General features: G+C 70.6%; 23 protein-coding genes. 13 read left to right on the top strand and 10 right to left on the bottom strand.

Features of this window, described 5'->3' with window-relative positions:
* Window positions 1-116: 116 nt before the first annotated feature.
* The 3 genes from ABZ855_RS38355 to ABZ855_RS38345 are packed head-to-tail and all read right to left on the bottom strand — an operon-like array spanning window position 117 to window position 2,676.
* Entirely contained in the window at window positions 117-209 is a 93-nt protein-coding gene (locus ABZ855_RS38355) for an Ms4533A family Cys-rich leader peptide (RefSeq protein ID WP_319210749.1), read from the bottom strand.
* Between the two features lie 56 nt (window positions 210-265).
* Window positions 266-1,639, bottom strand: coding sequence for a DUF3152 domain-containing protein (locus ABZ855_RS38350; protein WP_360815129.1), 1,374 nt, complete (start codon window positions 1,637-1,639; stop codon window positions 266-268).
* An 8-nt stretch (window positions 1,640-1,647) separates the two neighbouring features.
* Window positions 1,648-2,676 carry an alpha/beta hydrolase gene (locus ABZ855_RS38345; RefSeq protein WP_360815125.1) on the bottom strand — a complete coding sequence of 343 codons (1,029 nt, stop codon included), beginning with the start codon at window positions 2,674-2,676 and terminating at the stop codon, window positions 1,648-1,650.
* 165 nt (window positions 2,677-2,841) lie between these two features.
* On the opposite strand from ABZ855_RS38345, the gene ABZ855_RS38340 reads away from it, so the two are divergent.
* From ABZ855_RS38340 to ABZ855_RS38325, 4 genes are all read left to right on the top strand, one after another.
* Window positions 2,842-3,114: a hypothetical protein gene (locus ABZ855_RS38340; RefSeq protein ID WP_360815122.1), complete on the top strand. Its 273-nt coding sequence runs from the start codon at window positions 2,842-2,844 to the stop codon at window positions 3,112-3,114.
* Window positions 3,115-3,287: 173 nt separating this feature from the next.
* Complete coding sequence (locus tag ABZ855_RS38335) at window positions 3,288-3,929, top strand: TetR/AcrR family transcriptional regulator (RefSeq protein ID WP_360815119.1); 642 nt, start codon at window positions 3,288-3,290, stop codon at window positions 3,927-3,929.
* 135 nt (window positions 3,930-4,064) lie between these two features.
* Window positions 4,065-4,292, top strand: coding sequence for a DUF3107 domain-containing protein (locus ABZ855_RS38330; RefSeq protein WP_319210739.1), 228 nt, complete (start codon window positions 4,065-4,067; stop codon window positions 4,290-4,292).
* Between the two features lie 202 nt (window positions 4,293-4,494).
* Window positions 4,495-4,764 (top strand): hypothetical protein, encoded by a 270-nt coding sequence (locus tag ABZ855_RS38325; RefSeq protein ID WP_360815116.1) that lies wholly within the window; start codon window positions 4,495-4,497, stop codon window positions 4,762-4,764.
* 58 nt (window positions 4,765-4,822) lie between these two features.
* Here the strand turns inward: ABZ855_RS38325 and ABZ855_RS38320 are convergent, their stop codons facing one another.
* The gene (locus tag ABZ855_RS38320) at window positions 4,823-5,605 is read right to left on the bottom strand and encodes a ferritin-like fold-containing protein (protein ID WP_360815113.1); all 783 of its coding nucleotides are present in this window, start codon (window positions 5,603-5,605) and stop codon (window positions 4,823-4,825) included.
* A gap of 481 nt (window positions 5,606-6,086) precedes the next feature.
* On the opposite strand from ABZ855_RS38320, the gene ABZ855_RS38315 reads away from it, so the two are divergent.
* Together ABZ855_RS38315 and ABZ855_RS38310 are read left to right on the top strand one after the other, a co-directional pair.
* Entirely contained in the window at window positions 6,087-9,353 is a 3,267-nt protein-coding gene (locus ABZ855_RS38315; protein WP_360815159.1) for a DEAD/DEAH box helicase, read from the top strand.
* A gap of 352 nt (window positions 9,354-9,705) precedes the next feature.
* The gene (locus ABZ855_RS38310; RefSeq protein WP_360815110.1) at window positions 9,706-10,596 is read left to right on the top strand and encodes an alpha/beta hydrolase; all 891 of its coding nucleotides are present in this window, start codon (window positions 9,706-9,708) and stop codon (window positions 10,594-10,596) included.
* A 46-nt stretch (window positions 10,597-10,642) separates the two neighbouring features.
* On the opposite strand, the gene ABZ855_RS38305 is transcribed toward ABZ855_RS38310, so the two are convergent.
* Window positions 10,643-11,542, bottom strand: a complete 900-nt coding sequence (locus ABZ855_RS38305) for an NYN domain-containing protein (RefSeq protein ID WP_360815107.1) — start codon at window positions 11,540-11,542, stop codon at window positions 10,643-10,645.
* Window positions 11,543-11,751: 209 nt separating this feature from the next.
* On the opposite strand from ABZ855_RS38305, the gene ABZ855_RS38300 reads away from it, so the two are divergent.
* Window positions 11,752-11,904 (top strand): hypothetical protein, encoded by a 153-nt coding sequence (locus ABZ855_RS38300; RefSeq protein WP_020136747.1) that lies wholly within the window; start codon window positions 11,752-11,754, stop codon window positions 11,902-11,904.
* A gap of 111 nt (window positions 11,905-12,015) precedes the next feature.
* Here ABZ855_RS38300 and ABZ855_RS38295 read toward each other — a convergent pair whose 3' ends face one another.
* The 3 genes from ABZ855_RS38295 to ABZ855_RS38285 all read right to left on the bottom strand — a co-directional run bounded on the left by ABZ855_RS38295 (window position 12,016) and on the right by ABZ855_RS38285 (window position 14,458).
* Entirely contained in the window at window positions 12,016-12,621 is a 606-nt protein-coding gene (locus tag ABZ855_RS38295; protein WP_360815104.1) for a MarC family protein, read from the bottom strand.
* Window positions 12,622-12,743: 122 nt separating this feature from the next.
* Complete coding sequence (locus ABZ855_RS38290; RefSeq protein WP_360815102.1) at window positions 12,744-13,601, bottom strand: PHP domain-containing protein; 858 nt, start codon at window positions 13,599-13,601, stop codon at window positions 12,744-12,746.
* A gap of 215 nt (window positions 13,602-13,816) precedes the next feature.
* The gene (locus ABZ855_RS38285; RefSeq protein WP_319210723.1) at window positions 13,817-14,458 is read right to left on the bottom strand and encodes a DUF6758 family protein; all 642 of its coding nucleotides are present in this window, start codon (window positions 14,456-14,458) and stop codon (window positions 13,817-13,819) included.
* A 196-nt stretch (window positions 14,459-14,654) separates the two neighbouring features.
* Between ABZ855_RS38285 and ABZ855_RS38280 the strand changes: the two genes are divergently transcribed.
* A complete protein-coding gene (locus ABZ855_RS38280) occupies window positions 14,655-15,878 on the top strand; it encodes an MFS transporter (RefSeq protein WP_360815098.1) in 1,224 nt (407 codons plus the stop codon).
* 89 nt (window positions 15,879-15,967) lie between these two features.
* On the opposite strand, the gene ABZ855_RS38275 is transcribed toward ABZ855_RS38280, so the two are convergent.
* Window positions 15,968-16,564: a suppressor of fused domain protein gene (locus ABZ855_RS38275; RefSeq protein WP_360815095.1), complete on the bottom strand. Its 597-nt coding sequence runs from the start codon at window positions 16,562-16,564 to the stop codon at window positions 15,968-15,970.
* A gap of 532 nt (window positions 16,565-17,096) precedes the next feature.
* Between ABZ855_RS38275 and ABZ855_RS38270 the strand changes: the two genes are divergently transcribed.
* On the top strand, window positions 17,097-18,212 hold the full coding sequence (locus ABZ855_RS38270) for a magnesium and cobalt transport protein CorA (protein WP_360815092.1): 1,116 nt from the start codon (window positions 17,097-17,099) through the stop codon (window positions 18,210-18,212).
* A gap of 44 nt (window positions 18,213-18,256) precedes the next feature.
* Window positions 18,257-18,778 carry a hypothetical protein gene (locus tag ABZ855_RS38265; RefSeq protein WP_360815089.1) on the top strand — a complete coding sequence of 174 codons (522 nt, stop codon included), beginning with the start codon at window positions 18,257-18,259 and terminating at the stop codon, window positions 18,776-18,778.
* An 84-nt stretch (window positions 18,779-18,862) separates the two neighbouring features.
* On the opposite strand, the gene ABZ855_RS38260 is transcribed toward ABZ855_RS38265, so the two are convergent.
* On the bottom strand, window positions 18,863-19,573 hold the full coding sequence (locus ABZ855_RS38260; RefSeq protein WP_360815156.1) for a hypothetical protein: 711 nt from the start codon (window positions 19,571-19,573) through the stop codon (window positions 18,863-18,865).
* A gap of 265 nt (window positions 19,574-19,838) precedes the next feature.
* Here ABZ855_RS38260 and ABZ855_RS38255 point away from each other — a divergent pair, with 265 nt between their 5' ends.
* From ABZ855_RS38255 to ABZ855_RS38245, 3 genes are read left to right on the top strand one after another with little or no spacing between them, the layout of a single operon-like run.
* Window positions 19,839-21,179, top strand: a complete 1,341-nt coding sequence (locus tag ABZ855_RS38255; RefSeq protein ID WP_360815086.1) for a CBS domain-containing protein — start codon at window positions 19,839-19,841, stop codon at window positions 21,177-21,179.
* Window positions 21,163-21,771: a DUF1003 domain-containing protein gene (locus ABZ855_RS38250; RefSeq protein ID WP_360815083.1), complete on the top strand. Its 609-nt coding sequence runs from the start codon at window positions 21,163-21,165 to the stop codon at window positions 21,769-21,771. Before ABZ855_RS38255 ends, ABZ855_RS38250 begins: the two co-directional genes overlap by 17 nt.
* A gap of 43 nt (window positions 21,772-21,814) precedes the next feature.
* Window positions 21,815-22,948, top strand: a complete 1,134-nt coding sequence (locus ABZ855_RS38245) for an Mrp/NBP35 family ATP-binding protein (protein ID WP_360815080.1) — start codon at window positions 21,815-21,817, stop codon at window positions 22,946-22,948.
* Window positions 22,949-22,974 lie beyond the last annotated feature (26 nt).

Genomic DNA, 22,974 nt, shown 5'->3' with positions numbered 1-22,974 from the left:
TAGCACCAGTGGCATCAGGTCATGGAGAACCGCCGACGACGAGACGACGACAGAAGTCGAAGGTCAGTCGGTGACGGCAGAGGTGCAGATCGCGACACGCACGCCGGGGGCGGGTGTCAGCGACAGAGAATGTCGGCCACGCAGAGCGGGGTCACGCCGATCAGCGCCAGCTCGATGGCGGCGCGACGGACAGCATGACTAGACCACATGCGCAAAAATATGAACGAACTTTCCACCGGTGTCAACGTGACATCTGAGCCATGTGTCAACTTCCGGGGAACGGCCAGGGGTTGGCCAGGCAGTGGATCCCGTCGTGGTCGAGGAACTTGGTCTGCTGCTGCATGACCGGGGCGAGTTCGCCGTCCTTGTCGCAGGTCACATGCCCCTTGCCCAGGCGATGGCCGACCTCGTGATTGATCAGCATCTGCCGGTACGCGTAGATCTTGTCGCCGTAGGTCACGGAGCCCTGCGCCCATCGATACGCGTTGATCATCACGCGGTCGGTGGACGCCGAGTCGCAGGACACATTGTCCTCGGTGGTGTCGAGTTCGGACTTGGCGCACCAGAAGGCGGTGGTGCCGGGGCTGGCCAGCGTGATCACGAAGTCGGGCCGGCCGGAGGAGATCCGCTCGAACGTACGGCCGCCGTTGTGCGCCCAGCTGCGGTTGTCGTTGAGCGTCTTCTGCACGGCCTGCGCGAACAGTTCCCCGTCGAGTCCGAGCCCCTGCTCGACGTCCACCCGGTACCTGTACTTCTGCCCGGTCCCCGGCGCCTTGGCGAACCCACGGATCGCGTCGAACTTCCCGGAGCCCTTGAGGGCCGCTCCGAGTGCGTACTCTTTGGCCATCTTCTGGTCGTAGGTCAGCGTCGCCGCCGCGTCCGGTGCTGCCGGAACGGCGTCAGTGCGCGCTCCGGAGTCCCCGTACCCCCGTACGTCCTGGCCCGAGCCGCTCGCGGTCTGTGTCCGGGTACCGCCGTCGTCGTCGTCCGTCTGGCCGCCGGTGACCTGCCCGGCCACGACGACCGCCAGCACGGTGGTGACGGCGGCAGCCGCGATCCCGGTGAACGCCCGCCCCTTGCCGCCCTTGCCCTTGACCGCCACCTCGGGCGCCGGCGCGTGGGCGTGGCCGGTCCCGGGCGGGTCGGAGGGGTGCGAGGTCCGGACGCGGGGCGCGAAGAGGTCGACGTCCTCGGCTGCGGCGCCGTGCGCGCCCGTACCGTCGAAGGCGTCGACGTACGCCTGCCGGGGGCCGGAGGCGTGCGGGGGCGCGGGCCGCTGACGCGGTATGGCCGGACCGACCCCGGGCCGCCCGCCCAACTCGCCCCAGCCACCGCCGGCTTCACGCTGCTCGGGGTGTCCGCCGCCCCGGACCCGGGGGAAGCCGTGGGCGGGGGTTCCCTCCGGGAGACGCGGCGTCCCGTGCGCCGGGGTGCCGTCGGAGAAACGCGGGAAGCCATGAGCGGGCGTGCCGTCGGGAACAGGAAAGCGGGGGGCTTCCTGCCCCTGCTGCGGTTGCCGTCCCTGTTGAGGTTGCCGTCCCTGTTGAGGTTGCCGTCCCTGTGGCCCCACAGGGGTGTTCGCCGTGTTGCCCGTACTCGGGCTGCCGCCGGATCGACCGCGCCGGCTGTGACGTCCCACCTCGCGTCTCAGCTCCCCGCGTTCGCGGCGTCGGCCCTGCTGCCGACCGTCCTCGCTGCCACAGTACCGGCATCCGCCGCCAACTCACCTGCGTCCTCGAGCAGTTCACGGAAGGCCGAGGCCACGACCTCCGGGTACTCCATCATCGCCACATGTCCGGCGTCGGGCAGTGTCAGCAGCCGGGAGTCGCGGAAGGCACGCGACGCGCGCTGGGCCATACGGAAGGCGACGAGCTGATCCCGGCCGCCGTAGACGAGGAGTGTCGGCGCGAGCACACGCTCGGCCTGACGCCACAGTCCGTGCTGACCGCCGAGCGTGTACGCGTTGACGATCCCGCGCGCGGAACGCGCCATCGCGTCCCAGAAGTACGGCAGTTGCAGCCGCCGTTCCATCTCCTCGACCGCGTTGCGGAATCCCTCGGGCGTCACCTGCCCAGGATCCCCGTAACAGAGCGCGGTGACCCCGCGGACGCGCTGTTCGGCGCTCCAGTCCTTGGTCAACCGGGTGAACAGACGGGCCACGCCGGGCAGGGCGAGCAGCCCGGTCGGCACCGCGTTGCGCTGCACGCGGATCTCCGGCAGCGCGGGCGACACGAGCGTGAGCGTGCGGACGAGGTCGGGTCGCACCGCCGCGACACGCGTGGAGACCGCGCCGCCCAGCGAGTTGCCGAACAGGTGCACGGGACCGCGTCCGGAGGCGTCGAGGTAGCGGATGACGGCACGCGCGTGCCCGGTGACCGAGTAGTCGCCGTCGTCCGGTGGCGGGGAGTCACCGAAGCCCGGCAGGTCCAGCGCCTCGCTGTCGACGAGCTCGTCGTTCAGCGGCATCAGCGCCGACCAGTTCTGCGAGGAACCGCCCAGGCCATGGACGTACAGCGCGGGCGGCAGCCCCTCGCGCACGGGGGGCCGTGACCGCACGGTCAGTGTGATCCCCGGCAGACCGACCGAGCGCAGCCGCTCACCCTCCGCGACCCTGACAGGAGTCACCTTGGGCAGCACGTTGGTGGCCGACACGTACGGCAGCTCGGTCGAAGACATGCGGCAATGTTACGAGACGATCACGCAGTGGTTCGTGTGTTCGGCATCACAGGCCGGGTTTGCGGTCGCACGGGGACCCGATCGCATGGCATACCGCCTCCGTGTCTCCTACGCTCGTAAACAGGGCACCCGTAGGAGAACCACACCCCTGGAAGGGAGCCCAGCATGGCCGCCGACCCCACCGACCCCAAGGCCTTCGAAGAAATCACGGACCCCGAAAACGCCGAGAGCCCCGGGGACCACGAGGATTACGAAGCCGAGGACGACACCACCGAGGTCGCCGTGGAGGCCCCCGAGGGCGACGCGGCCGAGCAGCACAGGGAAGTCACCCCACAGCACGACGAGCGGCTGACCGGCGAGAACACGGACCGCGCCAACGAGGCCGACCTCGCGGAACAGGCCCGCGTCGTGGAACTGGACGAGGACGACTACCGGTAGCCGTCCATGTATTCCGCACCCAGCCCGGGATTTGTTGCCATTTGAGCAAATAGACCGGAACATACAGTCGCTCGGTCGAGGAATTTCTGCGCTTGGACCGCGCACACCAGGGTTACCGAAAAGTACGATGGCGGCGCGGCGCACACCGCATGTGGACGAAATTGGGAGGCGGCGTGACAGCCATCGAGCAAACTGAGGCGGCACGCCCGCGGGGCACGCGGTTGCCGCGTCGCGCCCGACGGAACCAGCTGCTGGGCGCCGCCCAGGAAGTGTTCGTGGCGCAGGGCTACCACTCCGCCGCGATGGACGACATCGCCGAACGGGCCGGCGTCAGCAAGCCGGTGCTCTACCAGCACTTCCCGGGCAAGCTCGACCTCTACCTCGCCCTGCTGGACCAGCACTGCGAGGCACTCATCGAGTCGGTCCGTACGGCCCTGGCCTCGACCTCCGACAACAAGCAGCGCGTCCGGGCGACGATGGACGCGTACTTCGCGTACGTGGAGGACGACGGCGGCGCCTTCCGCCTGGTCTTCGAGTCCGACCTGACGAACGAGCCCGCCGTGCGCGAGCGCGTCGACAAGGTGACGCACCAGTGCGCGGAGGCGATCTCCGAGGTCATCGCCGAGGACACCGGCCTCTCCCCCTCGGAGTCGATGCTGCTGGCCTCCGGTCTGGGCGGCCTCGCCCAGGTGGTGGCGCGGTCCTGGCTGCACAGCGACCGCAGCGTCCCGCGCGAGCAGGCGGTCCAGTTGCTGGCCTCGCTGGCCTGGCGCGGCATCGCCGGCTTCCCGCTGCACGGCACCGAGCACCACTGACCGCCCGTTTGTTCCCACTGGTTGTTCGCTCCTGGCGTTCCCGCGCGGAACATCAACGTCCCCTCACCGGGCTAATGTGTGCTGGGTACGGCGCGGACGCCCGCGCACTTCACTGACCGTCGGAGGGACATAGCCGTGGAGGTCAAGATCGGCGTGCAGCACGCGCCCCGCGAGATCGTTCTGGAGAGCGGTCAGAGCGCCGAGGAGGTCGAGCAGGCCGTGGCCGATGCGCTGGCCGGTAAGTCGGCGCTCCTGAGCCTCGTGGACGACCACGGCCGCAAGGTCCTGGTCCCGGCCGACCGTCTCGCGTACGTCGAGCTGGGCGAGCCGACGGTCCGCAAGGTGGGCTTCAGCGCGCTGTAGGGCACGTACGACACGTATATGGGTGGGGCCCGGCGGTCTTGAACCGCCGGGCCCCACCCATGTCGGCGCCCGTGTTCGTGACCGCTGTCGATGTTCACAGGTTGACCACACGTCACCCTTACAAGGGGATTGCCCTGCGCAGGTCACGGGTATGACGGGCTGAGAACGTCACGCGCCGGCAGGCTGTGGGAGGGACCCCGACATGTTCTTTGAAGCACTCGGCTCCGCGATCCTCGGCCTCGCCCTGGCCTGGGCGGCGGCCCACCGTCTGCCCGACCGCCTCCCCGCACGGCACCTGGTCCTGTCGACGGGAGTGGCCGGAGCCCTTTTCGGCGCCTTCCTGACGCACAGTGCGCTGAGCGCCGGCCACTTCCTGCTGATCCTGATGGGCGCGACGGCCGTCAGCGCCGCGTCCCTCTCCCTGCTGCTCCGCCCCAAGGGCGGATTCCGCCGATCATCGGCGACGGCGTAGCCGTCGCCGACAGGGGCGCGCGGAACGCCGCGACCGGCCACCGCGCACCCGCGGACAACTACGCGGCCAGCCCCAGTGCCGCCATCCGCTTCGTGTGCGCCTCGGTGATCCTGGAGAACATCCGGCCGACCTCGGCGAGGTCGAACCCGTCCGCGACACCGCCGACGAGCATCGTCGACAGCGCGTCCCGGTCGGCCACGACCCGCTGCGACTGCGACAGCGCCTCGCCCATCAGCCGCCGCGCCCACAGCGCGAGCCGCCCGCCCACCCGGGGCTCCGCGTCGATGGCCGCGCGCACCTTCTCCACGGCGAAGCTGGCGTGCCCGGTGTCGTCGAGGACCGCCAGCACCAGCTTGCGGGTGTCCGCGTCGAGGCGGGCGGCGACCTCACGGTAGAAGTCACTGGCGATCGAGTCACCGACGTACGCCTTGACGAGCCCCTCCAGCCAGTCGGAGGGCGCCGTCTGCTTGTGGAAGCCGTCGAGCGCGGCGACGAACGGCTCCATCGCCTGCGTGGCGTCGGCGCCGATCTCCGTGAGACGGTCCCTGATCTGCTCGAAGTGATGGAACTCCGCGGACGCCATCTTGGCCAGTTCCGACTTGTCGACGAGGGTCGGCGCCAGCTTGGCGTCCTCGGCGAGCCGCTCGAACGCGGCCAGTTCGCCGTACGCGAGCGCGCCGAGCAGGTCGACGACGGCGGCGCGGTACTGCGGGTCGACGGCAGCCTGCGCCCAGTCCTGGGCGGCGACTCCGGTGGGTGCGGGAGCGGCTTCGGCCGCTGTCTCTGCTGCGCTTTCGTCGGGGGTCGCGGGGGTACCGGAGGCATTGTCAGACGTCGTCATGAAGCGCACAATAGCCCGCTGGCCGCAGCGTGGAAGTCCCTGCTCAATCAGTGTGACGACCACTACGTGACCGAATCGGCCATCGCATGTGCGCGATTCCGGGGTATGGTGGTAATGCGCCCGCTGAGTTGAAAGACGTAGCTCGACGGGCCACACGAATGAGGATGCCCGGTCGGTGGCCCGATCGGCTCCGACCCGACAGCTCTCCTCATCCGTACGGCACGATGCGTACGGAATTCGGAGGGACCCTCAGCGGTACGAGCGCTCGAGCGTCGGCAGTGGTCCCGTGCCACTCGGCCCGCCCGTGAGGCGACCGAAGTTCCCCGGCCCGGTCCCCGACACGACCCCCGCGCTCGCCTCGCACCGCGTACACAGAAGAGGCATTGCCCTGACTACGACTTTCCGGGATCTCGGAATCCTTCCCGAGACCGCCGAGGCGCTCGAAGCCGTCGGCATCATCACTCCCTTCCCCATCCAGGAGATGACCCTCCCCGTCGCCCTCACCGGCACGGACGTCATCGGCCAGGCCAAGACCGGCACCGGCAAGACGCTCGGCTTCGGGCTCCCGCTCCTCGAGCGCGTGACCGTCCCCGCCGACGTCGAGGCCGGCCGCGCCCAGCCCGAGCAGCTCACCGAGGCCCCGCAGGCCCTCGTCGTCGTCCCGACGCGCGAGCTGTGCCAGCAGGTCACGAACGACCTGCTGACGGCCGGCAAGGTCCGTAACGTGCGCGTTCTCGCCATCTACGGCGGCCGGGCGTACGAGCCGCAGGTCGAGGCCCTCAAGAAGGGCGTCGACGTCGTCGTCGGCACCCCGGGGCGCCTTCTCGACCTCGCCGGCCAGAAGAAGCTGAACCTGAAGCACGTCCGCGCGCTCGTCCTCGACGAGGCCGACGAGATGCTCGACCTGGGCTTCCTGCCCGACGTCGAGAAGATCATGAACATGCTTCCGGCCCGCCGTCAGACGATGCTGTTCTCGGCGACCATGCCGGGCGCGGTCATCGGTCTCGCGCGCCGCTACATGTCGCAGCCCACGCACATCCGCGCCGCCGCGCCGGACGACGAGGGCAAGACGGTCGCGAACACCGCGCAGTACGTCTACCGCGCGCACAACATGGACAAGCCCGAGATGGTCGCGCGGATACTGCAGGCCGAAGGCCGGGGACTGGCCATGGTCTTCTGCCGTACGAAACGTACGGCGGCCGATCTCGCCGACCAGCTCTCCCAGCGTGGCTTCGCCTCCGGCGCCGTCCACGGCGACCTCGGCCAGGGTGCCCGCGAGCAGGCGCTGCGCGCGTTCCGCAACGGCAAGGTCGACGTCCTCGTCTGCACGGACGTGGCGGCGCGCGGTATCGACGTCGAGGGCGTCACGCACGTCATCAACTACCAGTCTCCCGAAGAGGAGAAGACGTACCTGCACCGCATCGGCCGTACGGGCCGCGCGGGTGCCAAGGGCATCGCGATCACGCTGGTCGACTGGGACGACATCCCGCGCTGGCAGCTGATCAACAAGGCGCTGGAGCTGAACTTCAACGACCCGCCGGAGACGTACTCCACCTCTCCGCACCTGTTCGAGGACCTGAGCATCCCGGTCGGCACCAAGGGTGTTCTGCCGCGCTCGGAGCGCACGCGCGCCGGCCTGGGTGCCGAGGAGCTCGAAGACCTCGGTGAGACGGGCGGACGCGGTGGCCCGCGTGGTCGCGGTGGCCGCAACTCCGGCCCGGCGGCTGCTTCCGCGCCGTCGGCGGAGCGGGAGCGCCCGGCGCGTACGCCGCGCAGCCGCCGCCGCACCCGTGGCGGTGCCGCCACGGACGCGCAGACGACTCCGGTCACGTCGGCCGCCCCGGTCAGCGAGGCGGTCACCTCGTCCGAGCAGCCGACCGAGCGCCGTACGCCGCGTCGCCGTCGCCGTACGCGCGGTGCCGCCGCCGAGCAGGTGACGGCCCCGACGGCGACGTTCGTCCAGCCGTCGGCCGAGGCCGCGGTCGCGACGGCGGAGGGCACGGCTCCGGAGTCCACGGAGCGCCCGCGCCGCCGCCGCACCCGCAGGACGGCGGAGCCCGCACCGGCCACGGTCACACCGACCGAGACCACCACCGAGGCACCCCAGGCCGAGGTCCCGGCGGAACAGCCCCGCCGACGCCGTACCCGCAAGGCCGCAGAGCCCACGCTGACCACCCCGGCCCAGGCCCTGCCGACCGAAGCCCCGGCAGCACCCGAAGCCGAGGCCACGGAGGAACAGCCCCGCCGACGCCGTACGCGCAAGGTGGCCGAGCCGACACTGACCACCCCGGCCCAGGCCCTCCCGACCGAGACCCCGGCAGCACCCGAAGCCGAGGCCACGGAGGAACAGCCCCGCCGACGCCGTACCCGCAAGGCCGCAGAGCCCACGCTGACCACCCCGGCCCAGGCCCTCCCGACCGAGACCCCGGCAGCACCCGAAGCCGAGGCCACGGAGGAACAGCCCCGCCGACGCCGTACCCGCAAGGCCGCAGAGCCCACGCTGACCACCCCGGCCCAGGTCCTCCCGACCGAAGCCCCGGCAGCACCCGAGGCCGAAGTGGCCAAGGAGCAGCCTCGCCGCCGTACGCGCAAGGCTGCGGAGTCGGTCGTCGAGGCCGAGGTCGTCGCGGAGGCCAAGCCGCGCCGCGCAACCCGTAAGGCGGCGGCGACGGCTCCTGCCGAAGCCGCCGTGGACACCGTCGAGGCCGTGGAGGCCAAGCCGCGCAGGACGGCCGCCCGCAAGGCGACCGCGACCGCGCCGGCCGCCGAAGCCGCCGTCGACACCGCCGAGGCAACCGAGGCCAAGCCCCGCCGCCGTACGACGCGTAAGGCCGCCGAGCCCGTCGTGGCCGTCGTCGAGGCCGCTGCGGAGACTCCGGAACCCGAGGCCGTGAAGCCCCGCCGGACCCGCAAGGCCGCGGTGGCCGCCGTCGACACCGCCGAAGCGGTCGAGGCCAAGCCGCGCAGGACGGCCGCCCGCAAGGCGACCGCGACCGCGCCGGCCGCCGAAGCCGCCGTCGAAGCGGTCGAGGTGAAGCCGCGTCGGACAGCGCGCAAGGCCACCGCGGCTGCCGCCCCGGCCGCCGAGGCTGCCGTCGACACCGCTGAAACGGTCGAGGCGAAGCCGCGCCGCCGTACGACACGTAAGGCCGCCGAACCGGCGGTCGTGACGGAGACCGTCGGCATCCCGGCCCAGCCGACCTCGGCCGACGCCCCGGCGCCGAAGCGCCGTGCGACGCGCAAGGCGACGGCACCAGCCGCGGAGGCCGCCGTGGACACCGCCGAAGGTGTCGAGGCCAAGCCCCGCCGCCGTACGACCGGCAAGGCCGCCGAACCGGCGGTCGTCGCGGAGCCGGAGGCAACCGAGGCGAAGCCGCGTCGTACCCGCAAGGCGACGGCCACGGCCGCTGAGGTCGCAGTCGACACCGCCGAGGCCAAGCCGCGCAGGACGGCCGCCCGCAAGGCGACCGCGACCGCGCCGGCCGCCGAAGCCGCCGTCGACGCTGCCGAGGCGACCGAGGCCAAGCCCCGCCGCCGTACGGCGCGCAAGGCCGTCGAGGTCGTCGCGGACATCCCGGCGCAGGCCGCCGAGGAGCCGAAGCCGCGTGGCCGGACCCGTAAGGCCGCCGAACCGGCGGTCGTGACGGAGAGGGCGACGGCGGAGGCCGCAGCCGAGGCGAAGCCCAGGCGACGTGCCACCCGCAAGGCCACGGTCACCGCGCCGACCACGGACTCCGTGGAGGCCTGACCACCCCGAGGGCCCCGGCCCTCCGCAGTACCGGCCACACCCCGACGGCCCGGACCACCACCAGGTGGCCGGGCCGTCGGCGTTCCCGCCGGCGCCTGTCCGGCGGAGCAGGCGCCCCGGAGGCGGGCAAGCCGCCGATGCGTCGCGCCGCGCCCCCAGCCCGGACGCACGCGCCCGCTGTTGGCGCGACCCGCCGCTCCTGCGACAGCCCCCTCGGCCCGGCCGGACAGACTCGCGCCCACCGAGAACCCGCCTGCCCAGCCCCACACCTGCTCACTCACCCCCTCACCCCCTCACCCCCGCCGCCGACCTCCCCTGCCCTCCTCTCGCCTCCTCCGGATAACCTCGACGCATGAGCAGGCCCGCGACCTTCGCCCCGCCCCCCGGCGCCCGTGCGTACGCCCTGCGTACCGCGCGTGGTGAGTTCGCCGTCATCGACGCCTCCGCCGGTGTCGGTGCCGAGCCGAAGGGGACCGTTCTGCTGCTGCCCGGGTTCACCGGCAGCAAGGAGGACTTCATCTCGCTGCACGAGCCGCTGGCCGCGCGCGGGTACCGTACCGTCGCCGTGGACGGGCGCGGCCAGTTCGAGTCGCCCGGCTCCCGGGACGACGAATCGGCGTACGCACAGGCCGAGTTGGCGCAGGACGTGCTCGCCCAGGCGGCAGCCGTCGGCACCCCCGTGCACCTCGTCGGGCATTCGCTCGGCGGGCAGATCGCCCGAGCCGCCGTCCTGCTCGACCACACCCCGTTCCTCTCGCTGACCCTCGTTTCCTCAGGTCCCGCCGAGATCTCCGAGGCACAGCAGCAGCGCGCGAAACTGCTGCGGGACGCGCTCGCCGTGATGAGCATGGCCGACGTCTGGGCGGCCATCCAGGCCATGGACGACCCCCAGGGCGGTGGCGGCGACCTCGACTCGGTGGACGCCGTGGACGCCGGGCTCGACGACCGCGAGGACCTGCGCCGCCGTTGGATGGGCAACAGCCCCGCCCAACTCGCCGCCACGGGGCTTCAGTTGTGCACCGAGCCGGACCGGGTGGCGGAGCTCGCCGCCGTACCCCTGCCCTTCCATGTCCTGTCCGGCGAGGAGGACGGCACGTGGGCCGTCCCACTGCTCGACGACATGGCCGTACGACTGGACGCGCACCGGACCGTCATCGCGGGCGCCGAACACTCCCCCAACACGGACCGCCCGCTGGAGACCGCACGCGCCCTGGCCGACTTCTGGGACACCCTCGCGCAGTAGGCAATGCACCGGAATGGCCCAGTGGTGACGGCCTATGGGTGACGGCCTAGTACTGGGCCTGCAGATGCTCCCAGAAGCCGTCCCGCAGCGCCCGCCGCAGTTCGGCCTGGCCGCGCAGCGAGTACTGCAGCAGCCCCTCCGCCTCCACCAGCAGGTCCTGGTCGACGGAACCGGGCAGATACGGATGCCCGGGCAGCAGTTCGACCAGCGCCTCGCGCCCCCGCGCCGCCAGCCACTTCGCCGCGATCTGCGCGCCCACGAACCGCACGTCCTCGCGCGTGGGCCGCGTCCCTCCCGACGCCTCGTAGCTCGCGGCCGTGCGCCGGGCGACGTACGGCTTGAAGAAGTCGAGGTCGAACGTACGCTGGCTGTCGACCTCCCAGAGCAGCGGCTCGGCCTGGTTGCGGCCCTCGGGCGCCTCGATGCCCCACAGGTGGACGCGCGCCCCGTACCCCTGCGCCGCCTCGACCGCCGACACCAGGTCCTCGTCGCCGCCGATGAGCGCGGCGTCGCTGATCGCGCGATGCCGGGCCAGGGACTCCAGGTCGGTGCGGATCAGCGAGTCGACGCCTTTCTGCTGGTTGTTGGCGTTGAGGTTGCCCAGGCGGACCTTCACATCGGGAAGCTCCGCGATCGACTGCTGCTCGATGGTGTGGATGCGGCGCCTGGCACCGTCGTACCAGTAGACCCGCAGCAGCCGGCTGTCCGCGAAGATCGTGCGAGCCTTGTCGATGAGCGCCTCGATGAGACCTTCCGCGTCCAGCTCGTAGGAGCGGCGGTCCTCGGTGCCGGCGACGAGCCGTCCCGCCGCCGCGTACAGATATCCCGCGTCGACGAAGATCGCATGCGTCGAGGGTGTCTTCGCCACCTCGGCGAGCATGCGGTGGAGGAGTTCGTTCGTGCGGTCGATGCGGGCGCTCAGTTCCGCGTGGTCGTCGTTGTTCATATGCCGTCCATTGTTCCGGCGGTCACGCTTCGAACACAACCGGTCCCGGTCAGTCTCCTGCACAGCTTGTGTACGGCTCTTACCGGTCAGTAGTTAGGCGTTCGAAAAATTTATTTAGCGTAGGGAATGTTCGTAACACCCGGGTAGTTGACTACCTACGTAACCGAGTAGTTCTCCTCAGGAGGATGACCAGACGAAGGGAGAAGCCCATGCGCTTCGAAATCATGCGTCTCGACGATGTCGACGGAACCCCCGTTGACAGCACGGTCGTGGACGCCGCCTCCGTCAACCGGATCGTGCAGCAAGCAGCCGCCATAGGGCAGCGCCTCTGGATCCGCCCGGCCGACACCACGGCCTCATAACGCGCCAACGCGCGGACACCGCTCGCGGACGACGAGCAGACTTCAGAACCCCCGTACGGCACCCATGCCGTACGGGGGTTCTGCGTACGAACCTCGTCACGGTCGACCGGCTCAACTCTGCTGGATCACCTGGGTGATCCCGTTGATGATCTGCTGCACGGCGATCGCGGACAGCATCATCCCGGCGAGCCGGGTCACCAGCACCACACCCCCGTCCTTGATGACGCGGATGATCAGCAGCGAGTACCGCATCACCACCCACAGCACGACATGGACGGCCAGGATCGCCGCCCACACCGACACCTGCATGGCCGCGCCGTCCGCCTTCTGGACGGCCAGGATGACCGACACGATCGCACCGGGGCCCGCGAGCAACGGCATGCCGAGCGGCACGAGAGCGACGTTCACGTCCTTGGTCTGCTTGGGTTCGTCCGTCTTGCCGGTGAGCAGGTCGAGGGCGATCAGCAGGAGCAGCAGCCCGCCGGCGATCATCAGGGCCGGCACGGAGACGTGCAGATAGTCCAGGATCTGGTGCCCGAGCAGCCCGAACACGGTGATCACGCCGCCGGCCACGCACACCGCCTGGAACGCCATCCGCTTCTGGACGCGGGCGGGGCGACCGGCGGTGAGCGCGAGAAAGATCGGGGTGATCCCAGGGGGATCCATGATCACGAACAGGGTGAGGAAGAGCGAACCGAAAATGGCGACGTCGAACATGGGTGGGCGAGCCTTGCGTAGATACGGGAAGCGGGAAGGGCGCAGCGCAGAGCGGCACGGCTCATGCGAGGCGAGGTGAGGTGAGGTGAGTTACGGCGAGGAGGGAGGCCGCGTCCTGGGGCTCAGGCTCCGCCGGTGCCCGGTACCGGGAACGCGCCTGTGGCCCGCCGGGTGATCTCGCCGTACACCTCGGGGTCCGTGGTGTACTCCCCGAGCACGCAGGTCTTGCGGCTGCCGTGGTAGTCGGACGAGCCGGTGCCCAGCAGTCCCAGCTCCGCCGCGAGGCCGCGCAGTCGCGACCGGGTCGCCGGTTCGTGGTCCATGTGGTCGACCTCGATGCCGTCGAGCCCGGCGGCGGCCAGCTCCGCGATCACGGACTCCGGCACCGTCCGCCCCCGCTTGCTCGCGGCCGGGTGCGCGAACACGGCAACCCCGCCGGCCCCCTTGATCAGGCGCAGCGCCTCGAAGGGGTCGGTCTCGTGCTTCGGTACGTAGGCCCGGGCGCCGTCGGCCAGCCAGCTCCCGGTGAAGGCGTCGTTCACGGTCGGTACGACGCCCAGCTCGACCAGCGCGGTGGCCACGTGCGGCCGGCCCACGGAACCGTCACCGGCGATCCGCGCGACCTGCTCCCAGGTGATCGGTACGCCCAGCTCCTGCAGCTTGGCCACCATGGCCCGGGCCCGCGGCACCCGGTCGTCCCGCACCAGCTCACGCTCGGCGAACAGCTCGGGCTCCTCGGGGTCGAACAGGTAGGCCAGCATGTGCAGGCTGATTCCGTCGAGCCGGCAGGACAGCTCGGCCCCGGTGACCAGCGTGAGCCCGGCGGGCAGCGCGGCGATCGCCTCGGCGTACCCCCGGGTCGTGTCGTGGTCGGTCAGCGCGACGACGTCGAGCCCGGCAGCGGCGGCGTTGCGCACCAGCTCGGCGGGCGTGTCCGTACCGTCGGAGGCCGTGGAGTGGCAGTGCAGATCAATGCGCACGGTGCGGACTCCAGGCAGCGACGGGGTGAACAAGACACGCCAAGCATACCGGCCTCCAGAGGTCCACGTGTCACACCTGAAGCAGGAGAACACCCCTTACATGAGCCGACCCCCAGGGGTGCGGGGAACTGCGCGACAAGCCCCCACCGACCGCAAGCCCGCCCCACACACCAGCCACCCCAAACCGATTCGCCCCTGAAGCGCGGCTCGAAGAACTAAGGCTGAAGCAACCGGGGCGACAACGCCCCGCAAGGCACCAACTCCACCTCGGCCCCCGCATCCCGCAGATCCGTCAGCACCAGTTCGTCGTACATCAGCAACCCCGACTGCTCGGGCCACACCACCGCCCACAGCCAAAGCCCCAGCGCCTCACCCGCGAACACCGCACGGTCGTCGGGCCCACCCGCGACATGCCACAGCGGCGTCGGCCGACCCGCAGCCAGCACCTTCGCCTCGGCCGGCTTCTCGACGTTCATGTACGGCCCCGGGTCGGGCCCGTCGATGCCCGCGTACCGCGCACCGAGTCCGACACCGAGTTCCTCCGCGACCAGGATCAGCTCGCCCATGCCGCCGAGGGGGCCGGGGCCCGTACAGGCCACCGCCGTCGCACGGCCGCCGCTGCGGTCGTCGCCCGCGCAGCCCACGCCCGTGAACAGCCAGCCGACCGGCAGCGGCCACGGCATCCACACCGGCACCTGCGTGCGGTGCACCACGACACTGAGGGCCTCGACGCTGGGCGGGATCACGGGCTGCAGCGGATGCACCGTCCCGTGCGCATCACACTGCCAGGAGTCGGAGAAGAGTCCGGGAGCCCTGACCCGGCCACCACACTTCGGGCAACTGGGTTCGCCCCTCATAGAGCCCCACGGTCCTCCCCGTCCTCCCTCCCGTCAAGGACGATCACCCGTCCGGAGTGACAGGTTTCCACCCTTTCCATCAGACGAAATAGATGTAGCTTGCATTAATTAGCTACTCTAACTTAGTATGTGCATACACCAACGATCCCCTCGCGGGTCGGGTGCAGCGGGTCGAAGTGAAGGAGAAGGAGCGGGCATGCACAGCAGCACGGAAAACACGGGAGGACTCCTCCGCCAGCCGAAGGCCGTCTGGGCGACCGCGGGCGCGTCCGTCGTCGCCTTCATGGGCATCGGGCTCGTCGACCCGATCCTGCCGTCCATCGCCAAGGGCCTGGACGCCACGGCCGGCCAGGTCTCCCTGCTCTTCACGTCGTACTTCCTGATCACCGCCGTGGCGATGCTGGTCACCGGCTTCGTCTCGAGCCGCATCGGCGGCAGGAAGACCCTGCTGCTCGGACTCGCGTTCGTCGTGGTCTTCGCGGGCCTGGCCGGCACATCGGGCTCGGTCGCCGAACTGGTCGGCTTCCGGGCCGGCTGGGGGCTCGGCAACGCCCTCTTCGTGTCGACGGCCCTCGCGGTGATCGTCGGCGCGGCGGCCGGCGGCAGCGCCACGGCGATCCTGCTGTACGAATCGGCCCTGGGCCTCGGCATGGCGTGCGGCCCCCTGCTGGGCGCCCTGCTCGGCAACGCGAGCTGGCGCTACCCCTTCTTCGGCACCGCGTTCCTGATGGCCGTCGGCTTCCTGTGCATCACGGTGTTCCTGAAGGAGCAGCCGAAGCCGGCCCGGAAGACGTCACTGCTCGACCCGATCAAGGCGCTCGGCCACGGCGGACTGGCCTCCGCCGCGATCTCGTCCTTCTTCTACAACTACACGTTCTTCACCGTGCTGGCCTTCACCCCCTTCGTGCTCGACATGACGCCCTACCGGTCCGGGGCCGTGTTCTTCGCCTGGGGTCTGCTGCTCGCCGTCTCGTCCGTGCTCGTGGCACCGCGCCTGCAGCGGCGGTTCGGCTCGCTGACGGTTCTCGGCGGCTCACTGGTGCTGCTCGCCGTCGACGTACTGGTCCTGGGCTACGGCAGCCACACCGTCGCCGTTGTCTGCACGATCCTGTCGGGCGCGTTCATCGGCGTGAACAACACCGTCTACACCGAACTGGCGCTGGGCGTGTCGGACGCGCCGCGCCCGGTGGCGAGCGCCGGTTACAACTTCGTGCGCTGGTTCGCGGCGGCCGCGGCCCCGTACTTCGCGCCGAAGATCGAGGAGTGGAGCGACATCCACATGCCCTTCGTGGTCGCGGCGGTCACCGCCGTGCTCGGCGCGGCGGTGGTCGTCGTACGGCGGAAGTCGCTCACCCACGAGGTCGAGGAACTGGAGACTCGGCACGCGACGGAGGACAGTGTCGCCGTGTTCGCGAACTGAGCGCTGCACCTGATGGACCGTTCGCCGTCAACTGGCTTCCTCCGGGCGCCGGTTGGTGACATCGGTCACTTCGAGAAGACGTACGAGGGTCAGTCCAGCGGGACGGATCTGCGGGCCGGGTCCCGTAGGTCCGTCCCGTTCGTGAGCCAGCGTTCCTGGAGGGCCTGGGCGCCGTGGACGCGCTTCCAGGCGGCCTCGTTGGGGGTCATCGGCAGCAGCGGCAGGAAGCGTACGGGGTCCAGGGGCTCGTCGAGCTCCAGGTCCTCGACCAGGCCGCCCGGTTCGGCGACCAGCACCGAGGTGAAGGGGGCCCCGGGCCACAGCGGCTCCCCGACGTCGAGTGAGGCGCCGGGGGCCACGATCACACCCTCGACCTGCGGGGACGCGGCGAGGATCGCGAGCGGGCGCAGCACCTTGTCGGTGTCGGCGAGGCCGGCCCGGACGGAGATGAGCAGTTCGGCGCGCGGGCCCTTCACCGGGTCGGCGAGCACCGCGGTGGGGTCGGCCATCGGCTGGGCGGACATGCCGAGCGTGGCGTAGCGGACGAGTTCCCCGTCCTGGTCCCGGTCCCTGAAGCGCAGCACCTCGACGCGGTCCGTACCGAGGAAGGTGACCGCGGCGCGCGCGTCCGGTTCGCCCAGCGTCGTACGCAGCCGGGCCTCGACCAGAGGAAGAACATCAGCCATGCGGCGAGCATAGAACTCGTCAGTTACGGGCAAACGAGCACCTTGACAGTTCTGTCGGCTGTTACCCTAGGCCGGGTTCGGGCAGCACGCGCAAGCGTCGGTACAACGTCCCGCACACCGCTGAAGTTCCCCTCAGGGGGCTCCCCTTGACGGGGAATGGATCGTCCCTCACGAGGGACCGGCCGGAGGAGGTGGGGCTGCAATGGATCGAAGTCATCCGTGCAGTAGCACCCGCTCTTCCGCCCGCTGATGTAGTCGCTTGACGTAGTCGCTCCGGCCTACTCCCGCTGGCTGTCACTCTCGCATTCGCGTCATCGCGTTCGCGTCGTCGCGGAAGAGCACTTGGTTTCGTTTTGCCTGATCCATGTGATCTCAGTCAGTTCTGAATCAGCAGCGAAGCTCACCACCGCGACGGTGCGGTGCTCCCCGCTTTGTGGACGTGCCAAACATCCTCAGTCAGGACGTCCCCATTCCGGGCAGTTCCAGTCGTTGTCGGCGGTCTTTCGTTGCGTGTCGCGAAGGAGCCTGCCACATGTCGATGATCCACAACCTGCGTGCCGCGGTCCGTCCGTCCCGTCCGTCCCTGCGCAAGGACGGCAGCACGTACGACACCACCCGCGACCCCTCGACGCCCTCCGCCGTCGTCGACTGCGCCGTCTACCGCGACGGCGCCCGGGTCGAGACGCCGAAGACGCTCACGCCGCACGAGGCGATGCGCAAGGTGCGGCGCGACGGCGGCTTCGTGTGGATCGGTCTGCACGAGCCGACGGAGGCCGAGTTCTCCGGTATCGCCAGCGAGTTCGGGCTCCACCCGCTCGCCGTGGAGGACGCCATCCAGGCCCACCAGCGGCCCAAGCTGGAGCGGTACGACGACACGCTCTTCACCGTCTTCAAGACGATCCACTACGTCGACCACGCCGAACTCACCGCGACCAGCGAGGTCGTGGAGAGCGGCGAGGTCATGTGCTTCACCGGGCGGGACTTCTTCATCACCGTCCGGCACGGCGGCCAGGGTTCCCTGCGCGCCCTGCGCCACCGCCTCCAGGACGACCCCGAGCTGCTCGCCAGGGGCCCCTCCGCCGTACTGCACGCCATCGCCGACCACGTCGTCGACGGCTATGTCGCGGTCGCGGACGCCATGCAGGACGACATCGACGAGGTCGAGACGGAGGTATTCTCACCGGGCCGCAAGGGCACCCCGCGCGGTACGGACGCCGGCCGGATCTACCAGCTCAAGCGCGAGGTCCTGGAGTTCAAGCGGGCGGTGTCGCCGCTGCTGCGGCCCATGCAGCTGCTGAGCGAGCGGCCGATGCGGCTGATCGACCCCGACATCCAGAAGTACTTCCGCGATGTCGCCGACCACCTCGCCAGGGTCCAGGAGCAGGTGATCGGCTTCGACGAGCTGCTCAACTCGATCCTCCAGGCCAACCTCGCCCAGGCCTCCGTCGCGCAGAACGAGGACATGCGCAAGATCACGTCCTGGGCGGCGATCATCGCCGTACCGACGATGGTGTGCGGGGTCTACGGCATGAACTTCGACTACATGCCGGAACTGCACTGGAAGTTTGGCTACCCCGTGGTCATGACGGCCATGATCGGCATGTGTGTGGGCATCCACCGCACGCTGAAGCGCAACGGCTGGCTGTGACGAGGCCCCACCTCGCTGTCACAGGGCATCGCTACGCTTTGCCCATGACTGACACGCTGCTCGACCGGGCCCTCGTCGAGGAGGCCACGAAGAAGTCCGGGCTCATCTGGGTCCAGGGCCCCACCGGTCCCGCCCGCGCCCTGTGGCACGTGTGGCACGAGGGCGCGGCCGTCCTGGTCGGCGACGGGCCCGGTGAGCAGCCGCTGCCGGGGCTCTCCGAGGGGGCGGAGGCGGAGGTCACCGTCCGCAGCAAGGACAAGGGCGGGCGGCTGGTCACGTGGGCGGCGACCGTTGTGGAGGTCGCGCCTCGGTCCCCCGAGTGGGAGGGGGCTGTCGCCGAGCTGAAGGGGAAGCGGTTGAACGCGCCTGACGGGGAGGCCATGCCCGATCGGTGGGCGCGGGAATGCAGGGTTGTGCGGCTCGTTGTTCGCGCCGGGGAGACGCGGCCATTGCCGGACGGATCGTTGTCGGCGCCGCCGGTGCCTACGTCTGCGACGACGCGGGAAGCAATCCCGGCGGGGTTGCCGCGGCTGCTGTTCAGAAAGCGGAAGCGGTCCGTTGGCTAGTTCGTTCGCTGCGGGGCGGCGGGGGCTTGTCGCGCAGTTCCCCGCGCCCCTAAAAGCCTGCGGTTTCCCGCGCCGGAGATGAATTCAGGAGGTCGGTAGTTGTTGGCCGTAGTCGACCGTTTCGTCCTTCTTGGGTTCTTCCAGGGGGAAGTCCTTGCCCCAGTCGCTCAGGAGGAGGGTGCCCGCGCCGCCCGCGCGTACCAGGCGCAGGGGGTAGGGGGCTCCCTCGAGGGAGACGTCCAGGGTGCCGCCCGAGCCCTCGTCGCCGGTGATGCGAATCGTGCGGACGCCCGACTGCTTGTGGTGGCCGTCGGTGGCGAGGCTGCCGTGCAGGGTGAGCAGGCCGTCCAGGAGGACGTCCTTGTCGGTGAAACCGCTGAACTTCTTGTACGAGGGGTCGCCCGTCGGCACCTTCACGAACAGGCCCCCGAGCTTCTCGGCGGCTGCCGCGTCCGAGTCGCTGTCGTCGCCCTTGGCGCCGTCCTCGTGGCTCCAGAACGCGGCGTCGGCCTTCAGGAACAGGTGCTCCCCGACCCGCAGCAACCGGAACGTCGACCCCTTCGCGGTGACCGAGCCGGTGCCGCCGTCGCTCTTGAGCTGCATGTCCAGGGTGTACGTGGTCCCGCTGGTCACCACGGTCCCGGACAGCCGTACCGCGTCGGCGGTCGTGGCGGCCTTGCGGGTCTTGGTCTGGATGGTGTCGGCCGGCAGCTTGCCGACCCCGTTCGTGCCCTCGTCCGGGTCGGCACCGCAACCCGTCAGCAGCCCGGTCCCCGTCACCACCAGCGCGCACATCGCGCTCACCAGTCCGGCGCTGCGGGTACGGCCACGGGGTTTCACAGACACAGGTGGGGCTGCCTCTCGTACGGGTGTCCTGAGGGGTGTGGACGGCAGCGTACCGGTGCCGTGGGCCCCCGGCGGAGCCAGTCCGTCCGGACCCCCCACCAGGGCGCGGCCGAACCGGACGGGCTAGCCTGAAGCGCATCCGAGCAGGCAATTCGGAACCCTTGGACGCAATCCGACGCGCTCCCCACAGCGCACCCGAGGCAGGAGGCTTGGCATGGCGGCAGGCTCCTCCCGGGTCTTCGTCTCGCACCTCGCCGGTACGGCGGTCTTCGACCCGAACGGCGACCAGGTGGGCCGGGTACGCGACCTCGTCGCCATGCTGCGCGTCGGCAACCGCCCGCCCCGGCTGCTCGGCCTCGTCGTCGAACTCACCACCAGGCGCCGCGTGTTCATGCCCATGACCCGCGTCACCGGCATCGAGTCGGGCCAGGTCATCACGACGGGTGTGCTCAACGTCCGGCGCTTCGAGCAGCGCCCCACCGAGCGGCTCGTCCTCGGCGAACTGCTCGACCGGCGCGTCACCCTGGGCGAGACCGGCGAGGAGGTCACCGTCCTGGACGTGGCGGTACGACAGCTGCCGGCCCGCCGCGACTGGGAGATCGAACGGGTCTTCGTACGGAAGAAGGGCCGTGGCGGAGCCTTCCGGCGCAACACCGGCGAGACGCTGACCGTGGACTGGTCCGCCGTCACCGGTTTCTCCCTGGAGGAGGACGGACAGGGCGCCGAGAGCCTCCTCGCCACCTTCGAGCAACTGCGCCCCGCCGACCTCGCGAACGTCCTGCACCACCTCTCCGCCAAGCGGCGCGCGGAGGTCGCCGCCGCTCTCGACGACGACCGGCTGGCCGACGTACTCGAGGAGTTGCCCGAGGACGACCAGATCGAGATCCTCGGCAAGCTCAAGGAGGAGCGGGCCGCCGACGTCCTGGAGGCGATGGACCCGGACGACGCCGCCGACCTGCTGGGCGAGCTGCCCGAGGCCGACAAGGAGCGGCTGCTGAGCCTGATGCAGCCCGCCGACGCGGCCGACATGCGCCGGCTGATGGCGTACCGGGAGGACACGGCGGGCGGTCTGATGACGACCGAGCCGATCGTGCTGCGCCCCGACGCGACCGTGGCCGACGCGCTGGCCCGGATCCGCGAGCCCGACCTGTCCCCCGCGCTCGCCGCCCAGGTGTACGTGTGCCGTCCGCCGGACGAGACGCCGACCGGCAAGTACCTGGGCGCCGTCCACTTCCAGCGGCTGCTGCGCGACCCCCCGTACACCCTGGTCGGCTCGCTCGTCGACGACGATCTGCAGCCGCTTTCGCCGGACGCCGAACTCCCGGTCGTCGCCGGTTTCTTCGCGACGTACGACATGGTGGCGGCGCCGGTCGTCGACGAGAGCGGGTCGCTGCTGGGCGCGGTGACCGTGGACGACGTCCTCGACCACATGCTGCCCGAGGACTGGCGGGAGACGGAGTTCCACCTCGACGACAACGACACCGATGGTGACACCGACGCCGACGCCGACGACTCCGAGGCCGAGGAAGGGGGTGTCCATGGCGCCCGAGCGTGAGCGTGAGGGCGGTGCCCGGGAGCGCGCCGCCAGTGGCGCCACCGCGGCCTCCCGTTCCCGGGTGCGCCTCGACCAGCCGCGGGCGCCCCGGCGCCGGCTGCTGCCCGAGTACGACCCGGAGGCCTTCGGACGGCTGTCCGAACGCATCGCGCGCTTCCTCGGGACCGGGCGGTTCATCGTCTGGATGACGGTCGTCATCATCGTGTGGGTGGTGTGGAACGTGTCCGCACCCGCCGACCTGCGGTGGGACCACTACCCCTTCATCTTCCTGACGCTGATGCTGTCGCTCCAGGCCTCCTACGCGGCCCCGCTGATCCTGCTCGCGCAGAACCGGCAGGACGACCGCGACCGCGTCAACCTCGAGCAGGACCGCAAACAGAACGAGCGGTCGATCGCCGACACCGAGTACCTGACCCGCGAGATCGCCTCCCTGCGGGCCGGCCTCGGCGAGGTCGCGACCCGGGACTGGATCCGTTCCGAGCTCCAGGACCTGGTCAAGGAGCTGGAGGAGCGGTACGCGGACGGGTCTCCGGACCGACCCGGGGTATTCCCGGCAGAACGGCCGCGGGGGCGTGACGTAGAAGACCGGTGACGGGCTTTCCGGGGGCCAGGTGCGGACCCGTACCATCGGGGCTATGGCTACGGAAGACGCGGTGCGCGAGGCACTGGCGACGGTGAACGACCCCGAGATCCAGCGACCCATCACCGAACTGGGGATGGTGAAGTCGGTGGAGATCGGCGCGGACGGAGCGGTCGCGGTCGCCGTGTACCTGACGGTCTCCGGCTGCCCGATGCGCGACACGATCACGAAGAACGTGACGGAGGCGGTCTCGCGGGTCGAGGGCGTCACGAGCGTCGCCGTCGAGTTGGACGTCATGAGCGACAACCAGCGCAAGGAACTGGCGTCCGCCCTGCGCGGCGGCCAGGCCGAGCGCGAGGTCCCCTTCGCCAAGCCGGGCTCCCTCACGCGCGTGTACGCGGTCGCGTCCGGCAAGGGCGGTGTCGGCAAGTCGTCGGTCACCGTCAACCTGGCGGCGGCGATGGCGGCCGACGGCCTCAAGGTGGGCGTGGTCGACGCCGACATCTACGGCCACAGCGTGCCGCGCATGCTGGGCGTGGAGGGCCGTCCGACCCAGGTCGAGAACATGATCATGCCGCCGTCGTCGAACGGTGTGAAGGTCATCTCCATCGGCATGTTCACCCCGGGCAACGCCCCGGTCGTCTGGCGCGGCCCGATGCTCCACAGGGCTCTGCAGCAGTTCCTGGCGGACGTGTTCTGGGGCGACCTGGACGTCCTTCTCCTCGACCTCCCGCCGGGCACCGGTGACATCGCGATCTCGGTGGCCCAGCTGGTCCCGAACGCCGAGATCCTGGTCGTGACGACGCCTCAGCAGGCGGCGGCCGAGGTGGCCGAGCGGGCCGGCGCCATCGCCGTCCAGACCCACCAGAAGATCGTCGGCGTGGTCGAGAACATGGCCGGGCTGCCCTGCCCGCACTGCGGCGAGATGGTCGACGTCTTCGGCACGGGCGGCGGCCAGACCGTCGCCGACGGCCTCACCCGCACGACCGGCGCCACGGTCCCGGTCCTCGGCTCCATCCCGATCGACGTCCGCCTCCGCGAGGGCGGCGACGACGGCAGGCCGGTGGTCCTCTCCGACCCCGACTCCCCGGCAGGCACGGCCCTACGCACCATCGCGGGCAAACTGGGCGGCAGGGCACGGGGTCTTTCGGGACTGTCGCTGGGGATCACTCCGAAAAACAAGTTCTAGAGGAGCGGACCCAGGGGCGCGGGGAA

The organism is Streptomyces sp. NPDC047042 (assembly GCF_040644035.1).
Taxonomy (GTDB): Bacteria; Actinomycetota; Actinomycetes; order Streptomycetales; family Streptomycetaceae; genus Streptomyces.
The sequence above is the reverse complement of the archived record's forward strand: the minus strand, read 5'-3'. Positions and strand labels throughout refer to the sequence as shown.

What these genes read in the sequence shown, in the direction of transcription:
- ABZ855_RS38340 (WP_360815122.1), top strand. Translation starts at nt 2,842, where the DNA reads ATGGCCGCCGACCCCACCGACCCCAAGGCCTTCGAAGAAATCACGGAC.
- ABZ855_RS38315 (WP_360815159.1), top strand. Translation starts at nt 6,087, where the DNA reads ATGACCCTCCCCGTCGCCCTCACCGGCACGGACGTCATCGGCCAGGCC.
- ABZ855_RS38345 (WP_360815125.1), bottom strand. Translation starts at nt 2,676, where the DNA reads ATGTCTTCGACCGAGCTGCCGTACGTGTCGGCCACCAACGTGCTGCCC.
- ABZ855_RS38270 (WP_360815092.1), top strand. Translation starts at nt 17,097, where the DNA reads ATGTCGATGATCCACAACCTGCGTGCCGCGGTCCGTCCGTCCCGTCCG.
- ABZ855_RS38295 (WP_360815104.1), bottom strand. Translation starts at nt 12,621, where the DNA reads ATGTTCGACGTCGCCATTTTCGGTTCGCTCTTCCTCACCCTGTTCGTG.
- ABZ855_RS38305 (WP_360815107.1), bottom strand. Translation starts at nt 11,542, where the DNA reads ATGAACAACGACGACCACGCGGAACTGAGCGCCCGCATCGACCGCACG.
- ABZ855_RS38260 (WP_360815156.1), bottom strand. Translation starts at nt 19,573, where the DNA reads ATGTGCGCGCTGGTGGTGACGGGGACCGGGCTGCTGACGGGTTGCGGT.
- ABZ855_RS38280 (WP_360815098.1), top strand. Translation starts at nt 14,655, where the DNA reads ATGCACAGCAGCACGGAAAACACGGGAGGACTCCTCCGCCAGCCGAAG.
- ABZ855_RS38325 (WP_360815116.1), top strand. Translation starts at nt 4,495, where the DNA reads ATGTTCTTTGAAGCACTCGGCTCCGCGATCCTCGGCCTCGCCCTGGCC.
- ABZ855_RS38300 (WP_020136747.1), top strand. Translation starts at nt 11,752, where the DNA reads ATGCGCTTCGAAATCATGCGTCTCGACGATGTCGACGGAACCCCCGTT.
- ABZ855_RS38250 (WP_360815083.1), top strand. Translation starts at nt 21,163, where the DNA reads ATGGCGCCCGAGCGTGAGCGTGAGGGCGGTGCCCGGGAGCGCGCCGCC.
- ABZ855_RS38320 (WP_360815113.1), bottom strand. Translation starts at nt 5,605, where the DNA reads ATGACGACGTCTGACAATGCCTCCGGTACCCCCGCGACCCCCGACGAA.
- ABZ855_RS38245 (WP_360815080.1), top strand. Translation starts at nt 21,815, where the DNA reads ATGGCTACGGAAGACGCGGTGCGCGAGGCACTGGCGACGGTGAACGAC.
- ABZ855_RS38310 (WP_360815110.1), top strand. Translation starts at nt 9,706, where the DNA reads ATGAGCAGGCCCGCGACCTTCGCCCCGCCCCCCGGCGCCCGTGCGTAC.
- ABZ855_RS38255 (WP_360815086.1), top strand. Translation starts at nt 19,839, where the DNA reads ATGGCGGCAGGCTCCTCCCGGGTCTTCGTCTCGCACCTCGCCGGTACG.
- ABZ855_RS38355 (WP_319210749.1), bottom strand. Translation starts at nt 209, where the DNA reads ATGTGGTCTAGTCATGCTGTCCGTCGCGCCGCCATCGAGCTGGCGCTG.
- ABZ855_RS38285 (WP_319210723.1), bottom strand. Translation starts at nt 14,458, where the DNA reads ATGAGGGGCGAACCCAGTTGCCCGAAGTGTGGTGGCCGGGTCAGGGCT.
- ABZ855_RS38275 (WP_360815095.1), bottom strand. Translation starts at nt 16,564, where the DNA reads ATGGCTGATGTTCTTCCTCTGGTCGAGGCCCGGCTGCGTACGACGCTG.
- ABZ855_RS38265 (WP_360815089.1), top strand. Translation starts at nt 18,257, where the DNA reads ATGACTGACACGCTGCTCGACCGGGCCCTCGTCGAGGAGGCCACGAAG.